13 protein-coding genes and 1 pseudogene are annotated in these 15,131 nt (G+C 57.9%); 9 read left to right on the top strand and 5 right to left on the bottom strand.

Going from position 1 to position 15,131, the window contains the following annotated elements:
- Window positions 1-2: 2 nt before the first annotated feature.
- Window positions 3-1,007, bottom strand: a complete 1,005-nt coding sequence (locus KSS91_RS18900) for an AraC family transcriptional regulator (RefSeq protein ID WP_217835744.1) — start codon at window positions 1,005-1,007, stop codon at window positions 3-5.
- A 132-nt stretch (window positions 1,008-1,139) separates the two neighbouring features.
- On the opposite strand from KSS91_RS18900, the gene KSS91_RS18905 reads away from it, so the two are divergent.
- A complete protein-coding gene (locus KSS91_RS18905) occupies window positions 1,140-2,726 on the top strand; it encodes a GMC family oxidoreductase (protein ID WP_217835745.1) in 1,587 nt (528 codons plus the stop codon).
- A gap of 147 nt (window positions 2,727-2,873) precedes the next feature.
- Window positions 2,874-3,533 (top strand): MarC family protein, encoded by a 660-nt coding sequence (locus tag KSS91_RS18910; protein ID WP_015094324.1) that lies wholly within the window; start codon window positions 2,874-2,876, stop codon window positions 3,531-3,533.
- Window positions 3,534-3,603: 70 nt separating this feature from the next.
- On the opposite strand, the pseudogene KSS91_RS28635 reads toward KSS91_RS18910, so the two are convergent.
- From KSS91_RS28635 to KSS91_RS18925, 3 genes and pseudogenes are all read right to left on the bottom strand, one after another.
- Window positions 3,604-5,316 (bottom strand): annotated as a pseudogene (locus KSS91_RS28635) (arylsulfatase).
- A 282-nt stretch (window positions 5,317-5,598) separates the two neighbouring features.
- Window positions 5,599-6,045: a hypothetical protein gene (locus tag KSS91_RS18920; RefSeq protein ID WP_217835746.1), complete on the bottom strand. Its 447-nt coding sequence runs from the start codon at window positions 6,043-6,045 to the stop codon at window positions 5,599-5,601.
- A gap of 165 nt (window positions 6,046-6,210) precedes the next feature.
- Window positions 6,211-7,170, bottom strand: a complete 960-nt coding sequence (locus KSS91_RS18925; RefSeq protein ID WP_217835747.1) for a LysR family transcriptional regulator — start codon at window positions 7,168-7,170, stop codon at window positions 6,211-6,213.
- A 153-nt stretch (window positions 7,171-7,323) separates the two neighbouring features.
- Between KSS91_RS18925 and KSS91_RS18930 the strand changes: the two genes are divergently transcribed.
- The 7 genes from KSS91_RS18930 to KSS91_RS18960 all read left to right on the top strand — a co-directional run bounded on the left by KSS91_RS18930 (window position 7,324) and on the right by KSS91_RS18960 (window position 14,500).
- Window positions 7,324-9,360, top strand: coding sequence for an alkyl/aryl-sulfatase (locus KSS91_RS18930; protein ID WP_217835748.1), 2,037 nt, complete (start codon window positions 7,324-7,326; stop codon window positions 9,358-9,360).
- A 238-nt stretch (window positions 9,361-9,598) separates the two neighbouring features.
- Window positions 9,599-10,867 (top strand): OmpP1/FadL family transporter, encoded by a 1,269-nt coding sequence (locus KSS91_RS18935; protein WP_217835749.1) that lies wholly within the window; start codon window positions 9,599-9,601, stop codon window positions 10,865-10,867.
- 47 nt (window positions 10,868-10,914) lie between these two features.
- Entirely contained in the window at window positions 10,915-11,592 is a 678-nt protein-coding gene (locus tag KSS91_RS18940) for a DUF3313 domain-containing protein (protein WP_217835750.1), read from the top strand.
- A gap of 28 nt (window positions 11,593-11,620) precedes the next feature.
- The gene (locus tag KSS91_RS18945) at window positions 11,621-12,049 is read left to right on the top strand and encodes a hypothetical protein (protein WP_126050412.1); all 429 of its coding nucleotides are present in this window, start codon (window positions 11,621-11,623) and stop codon (window positions 12,047-12,049) included.
- Between the two features lie 14 nt (window positions 12,050-12,063).
- Window positions 12,064-12,522 (top strand): glycine zipper 2TM domain-containing protein, encoded by a 459-nt coding sequence (locus KSS91_RS18950; RefSeq protein WP_007976931.1) that lies wholly within the window; start codon window positions 12,064-12,066, stop codon window positions 12,520-12,522.
- A gap of 148 nt (window positions 12,523-12,670) precedes the next feature.
- On the top strand, window positions 12,671-13,453 hold the full coding sequence (locus KSS91_RS18955) for a PaaX family transcriptional regulator C-terminal domain-containing protein (RefSeq protein ID WP_217835751.1): 783 nt from the start codon (window positions 12,671-12,673) through the stop codon (window positions 13,451-13,453).
- 57 nt (window positions 13,454-13,510) lie between these two features.
- Complete coding sequence (locus KSS91_RS18960) at window positions 13,511-14,500, top strand: fatty acid desaturase family protein (protein WP_217835752.1); 990 nt, start codon at window positions 13,511-13,513, stop codon at window positions 14,498-14,500.
- A gap of 25 nt (window positions 14,501-14,525) precedes the next feature.
- On the opposite strand, the gene KSS91_RS18965 is transcribed toward KSS91_RS18960, so the two are convergent.
- Entirely contained in the window at window positions 14,526-15,101 is a 576-nt protein-coding gene (locus tag KSS91_RS18965) for a hypothetical protein (RefSeq protein WP_015094313.1), read from the bottom strand.
- Window positions 15,102-15,131: the final 30 nt, after the last annotated feature.

A 15,131-nucleotide genomic window follows, 5' to 3' on the forward strand; every position in this document is an offset into this window, starting at 1 on the left:
TTTCATTCGAACAACTGACGACGCCTGGCTCCCGGCGACATGGAAAACCAGCGCTGGCAAGCGCGATTGAACACGCTCTGTTCGCTATAGCCGAGCAGACCGGCAACCTGGGACATCGGCATGTGCCGCTCCGCCAGATAGTGGTCGGCACGGTCACGCCGCAGGCTCTCGACGATTTCATCGAAGCTTCTCCCCTGCTCGGCCAGCCTTCGCTGCAACATACGCACGTGCATACCCAGTTGCTCGGCAATCAATGGCAAACGGCAACGCTGTATCGGCATCATGCGCAAGACCAGGCGCTCGACCTGACTGACAACATCCGACGTCGCTTGCAAGTCGAACTGCTGGAAATACTGTTCCAGTGCGCGATGCAGGTAGGGGGCTTGCTGTTCAATCCGCTGATTGAGTTGTTCGTCACGAAGTACCAGGGCGTTGCAGGATTGACCGGTGCACACCGCAGTTTTGAAATAGCGCCGGTAACGTGCTTGAGCCACTGAGTGATTGGCGGAAAACAGAACCGCCTGGGCAACGAAGTTGTCGCCATACAGCAACTTCATGCCGTTATGCGCCACCCCCATTGCCAGCTCCACCATTTGCCGTCGCGGGGTCGGTCCGGACAGGCGGATGTCGATCAACAGACGCGGCGCCTGTTTCTCGCTAAGGTCCAGATCAAGCTGGATGCCCGGGCTGTGGTAGCCGATAAAACGGATGATTTGCTCCAACGCCTCCCCCGCCGTTGCGCACGTTCGAGCGATGACCGCAATCGGCCCCAAGACGTGCAAGTCCTGGTACTCGGCCATGCGCAAGCCAAAGTCAGGGCAGTCCAGCTCTCGTGCGGCAAACTCCAGCAGCCCGACCAGCGAACGCAACGGCACCCGTGCCTCCTCGTCCATCAGCACGTCCGGATGGATGCGGAAGCGCTCGAGCATGAGGTCAGCTTGCCCGCCGAGCTGGCTTGCCACCTCACGGAACCCGGTAAACGAGCTTGTTCTGATCAATGTAGTCATGTCGTCAAAGATCAAATAAATGGCATGAGAGGTCAATTATTTTCTACCGCCTTCAGCCAACAATCGGTCCCAGGTAACTCTGTTGCTTCCTGGTGAAGCAGCCCCTGTTCGCTCGCTCGGGATCATTGTGTGATGGAATTCGACTACGTAATCATTGGTGCCGGTTCAGCCGGCTGTGTCCTGGCCAACCGCTTGAGTGCAAATCCCGATATCACGGTATGTTTGCTGGAGGCCGGTCCGGAAGACCGCTCGCCATTGATCCATGCCCCGGTGGGCGTCGCGGCGATCCTGCCGAGCCGACACGTCAATTGGGCATTTCACACAGTACCGCAGCCCGGTTTGAACGGACGTCGCGGCTACCAGCCGCGCGGCAAGGTGCTGGGCGGAAGCAGTTCGATCAACGGCATGGTGTACATCCGAGGCCACCATGGTGACTTCGACGATTGGCAGGCGTTGGGCAATCCCGGCTGGTCGTTCGCCGATGTACTGCCGTACTTTCGCAAGAGTGAAATGAGCCACCGCGGCGCATGCGACTACCACGGGGCGCAAGGCGAACTCTATGTCGGCAGGAACCCGATGCATCCCGTCACGCAAGCTTTCATCGAGGCCGGACAGATGGCCGGGCACCGTCATAATCCCGACTTCAATGGCGTCGACCAGGAAGGCGTTGGCCAGTTCGATGTGACGATCCGCGACGGTCGGCGCTGGAGCACGGCCACCGCGTTCCTCAAACCGGTTCGACACATCCGCAAGAACCTCACGGTGCTGACGTCGGCCGCTGCCGAACGCATTGTGCTCGAAGGCAAAAAAGCCGTCGGTGTCGAGCTGCGCCTCAAGGGCAATCGCCAGACCATAAAAGCACGCCGGGAAGTCCTGCTCAGTGCCGGTTGTTTCGGCAGCCCACAATTGCTGATGCTCTCGGGGATTGGCCCGCAAGAGGAACTCAAGCCCCAAGGCATCACGGTGCAGCACGAACTGCCCGGTGTCGGGCAAAACCTGCAGGACCATCCGGATGTCGTGCTCAGCTACAGGAGCCAGGATACGTCATTGATGGGTGTCTCACTGCGCGGCAGTGTGAAGATGGGCAAGGCCTTGATCGACTATGCCCGTCATCGGCGCGGCCCTTTTGTGAGCAACTTCGCCGAAGGTGGCGGCTTCCTGAAAACCGATGCCAAACTTGCACGCCCGGATATCCAGCTGCATTCGGTGATCGCGATGATCGACGACCACAACCGCAAGCTGCACTGGGGTCACGGCTTCAGTTGCCACGTCTGCGTGTTACGGCCCAAGAGCACCGGCAGCGTCGGCCTGCAATCAAACGACCCGAGCGCCCCACCGCGCATCGACCCGAACATTCTCGGGCATGACGAAGATGTCGAGACCCTGCTCACGGGCTACCGCATGACCCGGAACATCATTCAACAAGCGCCGATGGCGCGTTATGGCTTGAAGGATATGTTCAGCGAGGGCTTGTATGGCGATGAACAGCTGATCGAACTGTTGCGCCAGCGTACCGACACCATTTATCACCCGGTCGGTACCTGCAAGATGGGCAACGACGAACATGCGGTGGTGGACAGCCAATTGCGCGTGCATGGCATCGAGGGGCTGCGGGTGGTGGATGCCTCGATCATGCCGACGCTGGTGGGCGGCAACACCAACGCCGCTTCAATCATGATCGCCGAACGCGCGGCGGACTGGGTGTCCACGAGTGGGTGATCCTGCTGTCGAATCGACCTTCGGCGTTGCTGCCGGAGGTCAGCGGTTTGGGTACACAGGTTCCGAACAGTGCGGCAGTGGTTTGAGGTGATTTGTTCCTGATCAGCTAAGGTAACTTGGTCAACCACCCATTTGGGCAGATCATCCATGAACGCCTACTTCACCCTGTTCTTCGGCATGTTCACTACCCTGCTGGCAATCATCAATCCTCTGGAAGCCATCCCGGTGTTCCTGGGTCTGTTGCAAGGCAAAGATGCCGCCGAACAGCGTCGGGTGGCGCGCAAGGCCTGCCTTTACGCGCTGCTGTTAATGTTTTTCTTTTTGATCTTCGGCAACCTGCTGCTGCGTTTGTTTGAAGTTCCGCTGAGTATGATTCGGGTGGTCGGCGGGGTGATCCTGATGCGGATCGGGTTCGAGCTTTTTGCGCCCTCCCCCGACAGCAGCCTGATTCCAAGCGGGGGCAAAGGCGACGAGGACGTATCTTTCATCCCCATGGCCATGCCGATCATGTTCGGTCCCGGGGCCATTGCCACGGTGATCGGCCTGACCAGCACCATCAAGGACTCCGACCGCGCGGTACTGTCCTTTGCCGTCGTGGCGCTGGCGATCTGCGCCACCATGCTGGTCACTTACCTCTCTTTGGCCTACGCCAACAACATCCTCAAGAAGATTGGCCCGCAAGGCATCGATGCCGCGACCCGCATCGTCGGCTTCTTCGTTTCGGCGATGGGCGTGGGGCTGATCTTTCACGGGACGGTGGAGTTTCTCCAGTCGTATGGGGTGCTACTCAACGGTGTAGCGAAGTAGGACTGCAAAGCTCTCATGCAAAAAAACGGGCGCCTGTTTGGGGCGCCCGCACGGCTGATCAGTCACGGCGTCAATCGTGTCCGTTATGACCGTTCTGCTTCATGGCTTTGAGGATGCCGTCCAGGTTGTAGGTTTCCGGCGCCTGCATGGGCGGGAAGTCCTTGTACGACATCAGCTCCTTCTCCCAGAGCAACTGTCCGATCGGCAGCATGTTCCAGTTGTAGATATAGGCGTTACCCGGTGAGCCCAAGGCACCGCCATAGCCCGTGATGGACTTCGCGTCGGCACCGACCGTTGTTTCAAAAGGGTCGCGCTTGAGATTGAGCAGTTGGGTCCAGTGGAAAGTGGTCGCGCCATACAACCCGCCCGTCGCGGTATCCGGCACCATGGTGTAGTACATCTTCCAGTTCTTGTAGCGCACCGCCGAAGGTTGCGAGCCGGTGTAGTAGAAGAAGGTGTCTCGCGCCGACTTGTCGGACTTGCCGGTCAGGTAGTCCGTCTGATCCACGCCATCGAGCTTGGTCTTGACGATGCCGGGGTAATTGCCCGCCATGATCTGCTCGTTCAGCTCAGTGCCCTTCTTGCCGCCAGCGATATTGACCAGCGTCGGCACCCAGTCGAGCGAGGCAAAGATGTCGGTCAGGACCGTGCCAGGCTTGATCACCCCGGGCCAGCGGATGACCAGTGGCGCGCGCATGCCACCCTCCCAGGTGGTCAACTTGCCGCCTTTGAACGGGGTTGTACCGCCGTCCGGGAAGGTAATGGTTTCCGCACCGTTGTCGGTGGTGAAGACGACAATGGTGTTGTCCAGTTGGCCCATGTCCTCGAGTTTCTTCAGGACATAACCGATGTTGTCGTCCAGTTGTTTCATGCCTGCTTCGTTGGTGCCCCAGTCTTTTCCGCCGGGCTCGCCGACCATGGCGTCATACTTGGGTGGCAGCACTGTGGTGATGTGCATGCGTGCCGGGTTGTACCAGACGAAGAAGGGTTTACTGGTCTTCTTCGGATCGTTGCGGTCGAGGAAGTCGATGACCTTGGCGGAGATTTCTTCATCCACGGACTTCGAACGTTCCAGCGTCAGCGGCCCTTCGTCCTTGCATGTGGTGTTCTTTTGCGTACCGTCGCTGGAGACGCAGGACATGACCGGACGAGGTGGCGTCAGGCAGGTGCCTTCCCGCGGATCGATGGCGCCAGGCACGTCCGGCAGCCCGTTGATCGACGTGGCCTTGCACGGTGGGGCGATGCCCTGCACCTGCGGCGTCTTGTTGATATCGACAAAACTTACGCCCTGCATTGCATCGAGGTGATAGAGGTAACCCCAGAATTCCTGGAAGCCGTGGGAAGTCGGCAGTGCCTCAAAATTGTCACCCAGGTGGTTCTTGCCAAATTCGCCCGTGTTATAGCCCAGATCCAGCAGGAACTTGGACAGTGTCGGGGTACCAGGGCGCAGCCATTAAGGGCTGCCGGGCAATTGCGGTGGGATCATGCCGGTTCGCAGCGGGTGCATCCCGGTAAAAAAAGCATTGCGCCCCGCCGTACAACTCTGCTCGGCGTAGTAGGTCATGAATTTCGCACCTTCCTGGGCGATGCGATCGATATTCGGTGTTTCACCCACCGCCAGGCCCTGGTGATAGATGCTCGGCTGCATCCAGCCGATGTCATCGGCCATGATGAACATGATGTTGGGTTTCTTGTCGGCCGCTTGAGTCACTGTCGACAGGCTGGCGGTACCGGCAAGACTGCTTAACGCCAGTCCCGTCAGTACAAGTTTTCTCAGTTTCATGAACTTGACCCTCTTCCAGTTGATTCACATAACTACCCATCTCGGATACGTCGTGCTCTCATCTCTCAAGGCTCAAAAACTGCAACTGCCCCATCCTTAATACTGACGGTCATCCGTCACGGGTGCGGCTTCCTTAAATATGTTGAGCTTTGACCGCAATGGCATTTGGCTCCAGTCATTTGCATACCCAGTGTTCAGCCCTACCACTAACCGGATGGTGAGTATAGACGCGCATTTACAAGGAGCCGGCCGCAAAGCCGCCCCTCAAAGGATCACATCATTTCATCGCTTTGCCTGCGCGACATCGCCGCAGAAAATATCGACGCTGCCATCTTCGGGTGATGTACGCACGACGATGGAATATTTTCCGGAAAGCAACTCTGACGTTGCGATAGGCGCATTACGGTAAAAGCTCCAACCATTGGCCCCGGCTTCATTTTTTGTATTGACCTTATCGTTCATTGCATAGGCGACAGGTCCGGGTTGCTGACAGCTGCCTTTGTTGATGAAGGTGTAAATGCGCGGCGGCAGGAGAGTTCCGGTCGGAACGCCAGTGATATAGAAATCAAAATTGGTCTGGTTGCCTTCGGCTGTCAGGGTGGCGTTGCCTGTCTGGCCCGCATTGCGGTGGGTGGCCGCCAGAGGCAGATTCATAGAGTGGTTCGAAGCCGTGCTGCAACCGAAGAGACCTGCAATGAGTAGCGCGAGTGGAACGATGCGGGTATTCATAACAACCTCCAAAAGTGGAAGAAGTGCATGGGGGAACATTGGGTATAGCTCATTAATAAATGGGCTGTACCTCAATAAATCCGCATTGGAAAACTTCGCACCTGTCACCCGGCGATCAGGCAAAAAAACAGAAGAAACGCTGACAGTGTCATCTGTCCCTGGCTTTCACGCCTCCATGATCTTGACCAACAGACTTTCGCGCTGGCAAACGTCAGCCTCCACTGCCCTCACTTCTTTCATGAACACCTCTACCGCGGGTGGCAGCGAACGTTCCTTGAGGTAAATGAAGCCATACCGGGTACGCAGTGCGAGGTCCTGAACGGGTAACGGCACGATTTCACCCGCCGACAATTCGCGCTCGAACGTCGACAGATTTCCCAGCGCCAGGGCGTTGCTGTTCTCGACGAACTTCACGATTTGCATGGGGACATCAATTTCGATGGCCGGTACGAAGTCTCCGCTCAGCGCATCATAAGCACCGGCGCAGCCCAGCGTCGCCGGAAGCAAGTGGGTCGCCAATCGCAAGGGAATGCGCGAAGCCACCCACGGATAATCGAGTGTTTGTGCCAGGGTGAGGGAACGGTTTTGCGCCAGCAGCGGATGGTCGGGACGACAGAACAGACGGCCTTCATGCTCCCCCAACAGCTCGCAGGTGAGCTCTTCCCGGCCCTGCAACGTGCTGATCTCAGCGATGCCCAGATCCACCACGCCGGTTGTGACCTGATGCGCCACCTCCCGCCACCCGGCCACATGGGCCGTCACCTTGATTTGCGGATGCCGGGCATGCATCCGCGCGATGCTGGCGTAGCCGCTGATGATACTGGGGTAAGGACCGAAAGCGACTTTCAGTGCGCCGATATTCCCGCCCGCGAGCAAGGCAATGTCACGTCGCAGATCCTGTTCTGCCACCAGCAGGCGCTGACTTTTCTCCCGAAGCAAATGACCGAATGCAGTCAATACAACGCCGTCGGTGCGTCGATCGAACAACGTGACCCCGAGTTCGCGCTCCAGCAACTGGATGCTTTTGCTCAGCGCCGGCTGGGAAACACCCAGCGCCTTTGCCGCTCGGCCAAAGTGTGCGTGCTCGATCAATGCCAAAAACTGACGTAGACGGTTCGGCGTCATCTCATAACCTTTATGTTATCGAAAGCCTTTAAAACTGAATTTTTCTGAATTAACTCAATATGCTATTCATGGTTCGACAGGTCAAGCCGAGAACGCAGAACACTCGCGTTGCCTTGACGCCCTTGGACACTTCATCTGGCGCAGGAACCTTTCATGTACAACAAGACCCTCCATCTGGCACTGGCGATCACACTTGGCGGTGGCATCAGCCCTTGCGTTTTCGCTGCCGATGCAAACGGCGCAGCTTCCGATCCGGCTCCATCGCAAAACGTGCACTTCGACAGCAAGGGCAAGGCACCTTCGTCCTACACGGTCGACATGCAGAACACTGTGCGCAAGACACTCCCCTTTGCAGACAAGCGTGACCTTGAAGAAGCGAAAAAAGGCTTCATCGCCGCACCGCCCTACAAGAAGATCATGGCCGACGCCGGGAACGTCGCGTGGAACATGGGGAGCTACAACTTCCTGAATGAAGGCAAGGATTACGACAGCATCAATCCGTCGCTGCAGCGTCAGGCGGTGCTCAACACGGCCTATGGCCTCTATGAAGTCGTTCCGGACAAGATCTACCAGGTGCGCGGGTTTGACCTGGCCAATATCACGTTCATCAAGGGCGACACCGGCTGGATTGTCTTCGACACGCTGCTGTCGAAGGAGACCGCCAGGGCGGCCCTGGACTTCATCAACGAAAAGCTGGGCAAGCGCCCGGTCGTGGCGGTGGTGATCTCCCACTCCCATGCCGATCACTTTGGCGGTATCCGTGGCGTGGTCGACGAGGCCGATGTCCGCAGCGGCAAGATCCCGCTGATTGCGCCGCAAGGTTTCATGGAGCATGCCGTGGCTGAAAACGTCTACGCCGGCAACGCCATGAACCGGCGAGCGTTCTTGCAATATGGTTTGCTGTTGCCGCACAGCCCCTATGGTCATGTCGACATGGCCATTGGTAAAAACGCTTCCAGTGGCAACATGGGCCTGATCGAACCTAATCGTTTCATTACCAAAGATTTCGAGACCCTGACCATCGACGGTATCGAAATGGAGTTCCAGAGCACGCCCGGCACTGAAGCGCCCGCAGAGATGAACACCTGGTTCCCACAGTTCAAGGCGTTCTGGGCAGCCGAGAACATCACTGGCACCATCCATAACATCTATACCCTGCGCGGCGCCCTTGTCCGCGACCCGCTGGTCTGGTCGAAGAACATCAACAATGCCCTGTATCGCTACGGTCAAACGGCAGACGTCATGTTCGCCTCCCACAGTTGGCCACGCTGGGGCAATGAGCGGATTCAGGATGTGATGCGCGCGCAACGCGATGCCTATGCCAACCTGAACAACGCTGTGCTGCATGCCGCCAACCAGGGCGTCACCATCAACGAGATTCAAAACGTCTACAAATTGCCCGAAAGCCTGAAAAACAACTGGGCCACCCATAGCTACCACGGCTCGGAAGAACACAACAGTCGCGCCGTGATCAACCGCTACCTGGGTTACTGGGATGCCAATCCGGCGACGCTGATGCCATTGTCTCCAAAGGATTCGGCACCCTTGTATGTGGAAATGATGGGAGGCGCCGACAAGATCATGGCCAAGGGCAAGTCCTTGTTCGATCAGGGCAAGTACCGCGAAGCCTATGAAATCCTCAACAAGCTGGTGTATGCCGAACCGCAGAACAGCAAGGCCAAGGACTTGCTCGCGGATGTCTATGAGCAAGTCGGTTATCAGAAGGAAAGTGCCGGCGTGCGCAACAGTTTCCTTTCGGCAGCCTATGAACTGCGCCATGGCATGCCCAAGGGTCTGCCGCCAAAAACCGGTGGCCCCGACATGATTCGCGGCATGAGCACCGAGTTATGGCTCGAATACCTCGGCATTGCCCTCGATGGCAGCAAAGTTGCGGATCAACACTTCATCTTCAATCTCAAGACGCCCGATAACGGCGAGCAGTTCGTGGTGGAGTTGAGCAATTCGACACTGACCAATATCAAGGGACAGCACGCCAGCAATGCCGCCCTCACCATCACCCTTGACCGTGCTGACCTTGAAGGTGTGATGGCCAGGAAAAGCAGCTTTGATCAACTTGTTGCAGCCGGCAAAGCCACTTTCGAGGGCGATCGTAAACCGTTCGAACTGTTGATGGCGGCAATCACCCCGTTTACCCCGACCTTTGAACTACTGCCAGGCACCCATCAGTAATCAACAAGGGCTGCGCTTCATCCTGCCCCGGGGTGAAGCGCTATGGCGCTCTACTTCGCGACCCTGAATTAACAATAACGAGCATGGGTGGCGCTATTCACAAGTTGTTCCTTCCAATATCGAGAATATGAACTACCACTTATGTGTGATCGAGCCGTGCTGGTTCAATGCAGTTAAAGTTTCTCGACGATTGCTATTACCCTTATTTCGAAAATGTACACTTGCCGGGATCTAATCCATGCAATCCAGATCAGGAGCAATGTCTGCCTTTACGTTATTGGCCCTATGCAGCCAGCCAGCCTGGGCCGGCGGCATCATGCTTTACGAAATCGGCACCGATAACGCTGGCCTGGCCAATGCCGGTGCCGCTGCCCGCGCCCAGGGCCCTTCGACCATTGCCAGCAACCCCGCGGGCCTGAGCTACCTGCCCGGCACGCAAATCACCGCCGGCTTGCAGGTGCTGTACGGCGACCTGAGCTTCGACCGCGACGCTGGCACCAACGTGCCGGGCAGCGGCAGTGGCAACGCCCTCGACCCGATTCCCGGCGGCAGCTTCTTCATCAGCCATGAACTGGACGAGCACTGGAGCGTCGGCTTCGGCCAATACGCCGACTTCGGTCTGGCGGTCAATTACGACAACGACTGGTCCGGGCGCTACTTCGCCCAGAACGCCAGCCTCGGTGGTTTGTCGTTGGTGCCGAGCGTGGCTTACCGCTTCAACGAGCAATGGTCGGTGGGTCTGGGCGTCAAGGCCATGTACGGCATGCTGCAAGCCCAGACCGCGATTGACCGCTCGCCGTTCGGCTTTACCGACCGCACCGACGGCCAATTCAAGTACAAGGACCAGGATTGGGGCTTCGGTGCGAATGTCGGCGTGATCTACGCCCCGCAAGCCGGCACGCGCATTGGCCTGACCTACACCAGCCAGGTCGATCTGGACTTCGAGGACCGGCTGGACGTGAACGGTGATGGCCGACTGCTCGAGCGCGTCAACAACACCAAAACCGAACTCGATGTGAAGGTGCCGCAAACCGTCACCCTGAGCCTGTTTCAGCAACTGGACCGGCAATGGGCCTTGCTGGCCTCGGTCAACTGGCAGGACTGGTCAGAGTTCGGCGACATCGCAGTGCAGGTCGACACCACGGCGGTCGGCGCCCGATCAACCACTGTCGACGCCAACTTCAAGGACACCTGGCACCTGTCGCTCGGCGCGCAATACCAGGCCACCGAGCAATGGCTGTGGAATGTCGGCGTGGCTTACGACAGCAGCGCCGTGTCGGACCACAACCGCAGCGTGACCGTACCGATGGCCGAGTCCTGGCGCCTTGCGACAGGAGCCACCTATGCGCTGGACAAGGACACCGACGTCAACCTCAGTTGGGCCATGATCTGGATTGGCGACATGCCGGTTGACCAGACCAGAAACGTTTCGGGCAATCGAATTTCCGGTCAATTCGACAATGCCTGGATTCAAGCCGTGACCGGAAACATGACCTGGCGCTTTTGAGTGTCTTGCCACACCAAAGCGACTTCATCCGAGGAGCACACAGCATCATGAATCTGTCCCGAAACCTGCTTGTCGGTGCCGCCGTGGCCGGGCTTCTGCTCGGTGGTTGCACCTCCAAAGTCACTGAACAGGCGCAATACTCCGGCTACCTGTCCAACTACGACAATCTGCAGGAGGTCACCACGCCCAGCGGCGGCACGGCGATGCGCTGGGTGAGCCCGTCGTGGAACCCCAATGCCTATGACACGGTAGCGTTCGAGCGACTGGAGCTGTATCCGGCGCCCAAGCCCAATGAGCGGGTCAACCAGCAGACACTCGATGACATCCGGGACTACATGAGCAGCAGGGTCAAGGCGACGCTGGGGCAGAAGTACCGGATGGTCCACCACACGAGTGCCGCGCCAAAAGGTTCGAAAACCTTGATCCTGCACGCCGCGATTACCGGCGTGAGCGCCTCCAATGAAGGCATGAAATGGTATGAAGTGGTGCCCATCGCCGCTGTCGTCGGAGCGACACAGGCGGCCACCGGTCACCGCGATCAGGACACCGAGCTGTACATCGAGGCCGAGCTCATCGACGCGAAAGACAACCAGACCGTGGCCAGGGTCGTGCGCAAGGTGTTCGGCAAGCAGTTGTCCAACGAAACCCAGAAAATCACCGCCCAGGACTTCAAGGCGGCGATCGACAAGTTGAACGTCGATCTCTGGGCATTCATCCGCAGTTGAATCGCTTCCCCGTAGAGGAATAGCTGACATGGCTTCCCATACATTGCTTCGACTCACAAACTTGCACAGACCTTTAATCGTCGCAACGCTCATCGCCAGCGCGCTTGCGTTAAGCGCTTGCGCAACGGTGGATGCCCAGACGACCGCCTACGTCGGGGTCGAGCACCCTGCTCCGACCCTGCCCAGCGAAGTCCAGATATTACGCACGGAACCGAAGCGCCCCAGTGTGCGTTTGGGCGAAATCCTGATCGATGCCAGCGTCGACCCCGCGCCTCCCATCACCCAGGTCGAACAGAAACTGCGTGAAGAAGGCGCCAAACTGGGTGCAGACGCGGTGGTGGTGGTTTATGACCGGATCCAACCCGTCGCCGCTTACGTGACCGGTCCTCTGTGGAACCGCGACATCGATACGATCCAGGGCCGCAAGCTCAAAGGCATTGCCATCAAATACCAATGACGAGGTGCACAGCTATGAAAGCAATCCTGTCCTGGCTGACGGTCACCTTGGCGACTGTCTTGATCAGTGCCTGTTCCGCCGTGGGATCGAACGATGGTGGTGCCGGTGAAATGGAGATTCGCTCGGGCAAGATCGAGCAGATATCGCTGACGCAGATGCAGACCAATCACGACAGTGGCGTCGGCGCCGTCCTTGGTGGTCTCGGCGGTCTCGGCATCGGTAGCCTGATCGGCAGTGGCACCGGTCGCGACGTTGCGATGGTTGCCGGCGCACTCGCCGGTGCGGTGGGCGGCAATTACGCAGAGAAGAAAAAGTATGACCAGCCGGTAGCGGCGCAGCAGGTCATCGTGCGGGTGAAGAGTGGCGTGCTGGTATCGGTGACCCAGCCGATCAATCCGGCCCTGAGCAAAGGCATGAACGTTTACATCGAAGGCTCGGGAAATAATGCCCGGGTGCTGCCACAGGGTGGGTAGCGGCCACGTCTGGAGCGGTAAAACGCCGTTGATCAGGCAGCCCAAAGCATAAACCAATTCATTACAGTAAAAATAAATAAACCTACTGTTGTGTAATATTACACTTCACGATAGATTTATTCATAACCTGTAATGAGCTGAAAAGACCATGAAACCTTGCGTAAAAAGCCTGGTGCTCGAACTGCTGGTCGCTAAAAACGGCGTTCCCTTGCAGGTCAGGGAAGCCATCGTCGCCTGCGAGCTATTCGGCATCAGTGAAAACAACGTCCGGGTCACCTTGGCGCGCCTCACTATCGAAGCATTGCTCGAAGGTGCGGGCCGAGGAAGTTATCAGTTGGGGCCGCAGGCCAGGGACATCTCGGCGCAGCTGTTCGAGTGGCGCAACGTGGAGCAGCATCTGCGGCCGTGGGACGGCAGTTATCTGATGGTGGCGTGCAACGCCTTGGGGCGCAGTGATCGCAACATCTTGCGCCAGCGTGAACGTGCCCTGCACATGCTGGGTTTCGCGGAGCTGGACAAAGACCTGTACGTGCGCCCGAACAATATCTCGCCTGATATCGAGTCGCTGCGTCGACGCTTGATCGATCTCGGCCTGGAACCGGCCGCACTGGTTTTCCAGGCCCTGGGCTTCGAAGAGGCGCAGTCGCAGCGAATACAAAACCTGTGGAAGGGTGAGTTGCTCGACGACAGCTATCGCCGCAATTGCGAGCAATTGGAAAGCTGGATGCTGCGCGCGGGGCAACTGAAGCCGGATATGGCCGCACGCGAGTCTTTCATCCTCGGCCGCGAAGCCATCCGCCAGATCGTCTTCGACCCCCTGCTACCGGAACCTATGGTCGATGTGGCGCTGCGCACGGAATTCTTTGCCTGCACCCAGCGCTTCGTGGATCGCGGCCATCAAATCTGGCGCACCTTTGTGCAACAGCCCTGAAGACTCAACTGACTCATCACCCGGGCCGGTACCTGGCCCTTGATGTCGAGGATAGACATGCATAACAAAACCAAAATCAGCGATATTCTCAGCCGCGACGAAATCAAATCCTTCAGCGAACGCTCAGACCTCTGGGGTGCCTGGGCCGTAGTGTCTACTTGGGGTGTGTTGGCCTTGACCTTTACAAGCCTGGCCTGGGCCCGCGAACTCCTGCCCTGGTGGGGATTTTGTCTCGCCCTGATCGTGGGTGTCGTGATTATTGCCGGACGCCAGTTGTGCTTTGGCATTTTGCAGCACGACGCCGCGCACGGGACATTGTTCAAGACCAAATGGTGCAATGACGTACTGGTGGACTGGTTGTGCGCCCGGCCGATCTGGAACGAGCTGCGCAAATATCGTCCCTATCACCTGACTCATCACGCCAGGACCTCTTGCGTCGACGATCCCGATCTCTGCCTGGTTGCCGGATTGCCTACTACGCGACGCTCCTTGATGCGCAAGTGCCTGCGCGATCTTTCAGGCATTACCGGTCTGAAGTTCCTGGCGGGACGCGTGCTGATGGATGCCGGCGTGCTGCAGTGGTCGCTCACCAGCGATATCCACCGCCTGCCGCAGGCAGGTCGTCGCTGGTGGGACTACCCACGGACCTTTTTCAGAAACGCCAGCGGCATGCTACTCACCAACGGCCTGCTCCTTGCCGCATTCTGGATCAGTGGACAGGCGTGGTTGTACGGTGTGTGGGTGCTGGCCTATATCACGCCGTTTCCGTTGTTCATCCGCATTCGCTCCATGGCCGAACATGCCTGCCTGGAATCAGGCACGGACGTCCTTCGCAATACGCGAACCACACAAGCCGGTGTTATCGCCCGCGTTTGCGTGGCACCTATCCGGGTCAACTTTCACATCGAGCACCATCTGATGGCATCGGTGCCGTATTTTCGCCTGCCGAAGTTGCATGCTCTTTTGCGACAGCGTGGCATCGTGCCGCAACCGCCCACTTACTTGCAGGTGCTCAAGCGTGTGAGCCAGCGAATTCACACCGCCTGATGGGTGAATACTGTTCGCCCCAGACTCAAAAGCCGAAGTAGACAAATGCCGTAGCTGCCGCCATACCCCACGCGACCAATGCCATGACCGTTGAGTTTTGCGGTAATCCGGATTCGCTCAATCGCTGCAAACCGGGCTTCGCAACACCGACCTGTACGTAATAACCATGCCTGATTGCCTGGTAGGTATACCGCAGGCCGACCAACAGAAACAGGGCGATCAGGCCAAGGGCAAGCCCACGCCTGATAGCCGGTTTAGCCAATGCTGCAAGGTGATCCTGCTCGCAGGCAACGCTATTGAGTTGCACAACGGTAATTCGTTGATAGTCCGTCGAAGAGCGCTTTTGCCCCATCTGGATCGCCGCCTGTTGCTCCAGATCCAGCACCTGATACTTCCAGAGTGTTGACGATCCTTTTCGGCAAAAGGTAAACGCAGCAGGACTTGAGACGGAGATAATGCAAGCGTCGTTGATATCCAGTTTTTCCAGCGTTTCCATGGCTGACCTGGTGAAGTCCAGGTCGAAGACAGAAGCGGCCCCGGTAGCAGATGCCGCGGCCGAAACCAGTAGGCTGCTCAAGATGCAGATGGCAGAAATGTTCACGACCTGGTGTCCCCTTTTCCATTTTTTGAT

Origin of the sequence: Pseudomonas azerbaijanorientalis, assembly GCF_019139795.1 — a bacterium.
Taxonomy (GTDB): domain Bacteria; phylum Pseudomonadota; class Gammaproteobacteria; order Pseudomonadales; family Pseudomonadaceae; genus Aquipseudomonas; species Aquipseudomonas laurylsulfatiphila.

What these genes read in the sequence shown, in the direction of transcription:
- KSS91_RS18930 (WP_217835748.1), top strand. Translation starts at nt 7,324, where the DNA reads ATGTACAACAAGACCCTCCATCTGGCACTGGCGATCACACTTGGCGGT.
- KSS91_RS18905 (WP_217835745.1), top strand. Translation starts at nt 1,140, where the DNA reads ATGGAATTCGACTACGTAATCATTGGTGCCGGTTCAGCCGGCTGTGTC.
- KSS91_RS18920 (WP_217835746.1), bottom strand. Translation starts at nt 6,045, where the DNA reads ATGAATACCCGCATCGTTCCACTCGCGCTACTCATTGCAGGTCTCTTC.
- KSS91_RS18910 (WP_015094324.1), top strand. Translation starts at nt 2,874, where the DNA reads ATGAACGCCTACTTCACCCTGTTCTTCGGCATGTTCACTACCCTGCTG.
- KSS91_RS18950 (WP_007976931.1), top strand. Translation starts at nt 12,064, where the DNA reads ATGAAAGCAATCCTGTCCTGGCTGACGGTCACCTTGGCGACTGTCTTG.
- KSS91_RS18945 (WP_126050412.1), top strand. Translation starts at nt 11,621, where the DNA reads ATGGCTTCCCATACATTGCTTCGACTCACAAACTTGCACAGACCTTTA.
- KSS91_RS18940 (WP_217835750.1), top strand. Translation starts at nt 10,915, where the DNA reads ATGAATCTGTCCCGAAACCTGCTTGTCGGTGCCGCCGTGGCCGGGCTT.
- KSS91_RS18935 (WP_217835749.1), top strand. Translation starts at nt 9,599, where the DNA reads ATGCAATCCAGATCAGGAGCAATGTCTGCCTTTACGTTATTGGCCCTA.
- KSS91_RS18925 (WP_217835747.1), bottom strand. Translation starts at nt 7,170, where the DNA reads ATGACGCCGAACCGTCTACGTCAGTTTTTGGCATTGATCGAGCACGCA.
- KSS91_RS18955 (WP_217835751.1), top strand. Translation starts at nt 12,671, where the DNA reads ATGAAACCTTGCGTAAAAAGCCTGGTGCTCGAACTGCTGGTCGCTAAA.
- KSS91_RS18900 (WP_217835744.1), bottom strand. Translation starts at nt 1,007, where the DNA reads ATGACTACATTGATCAGAACAAGCTCGTTTACCGGGTTCCGTGAGGTG.
- KSS91_RS18960 (WP_217835752.1), top strand. Translation starts at nt 13,511, where the DNA reads ATGCATAACAAAACCAAAATCAGCGATATTCTCAGCCGCGACGAAATC.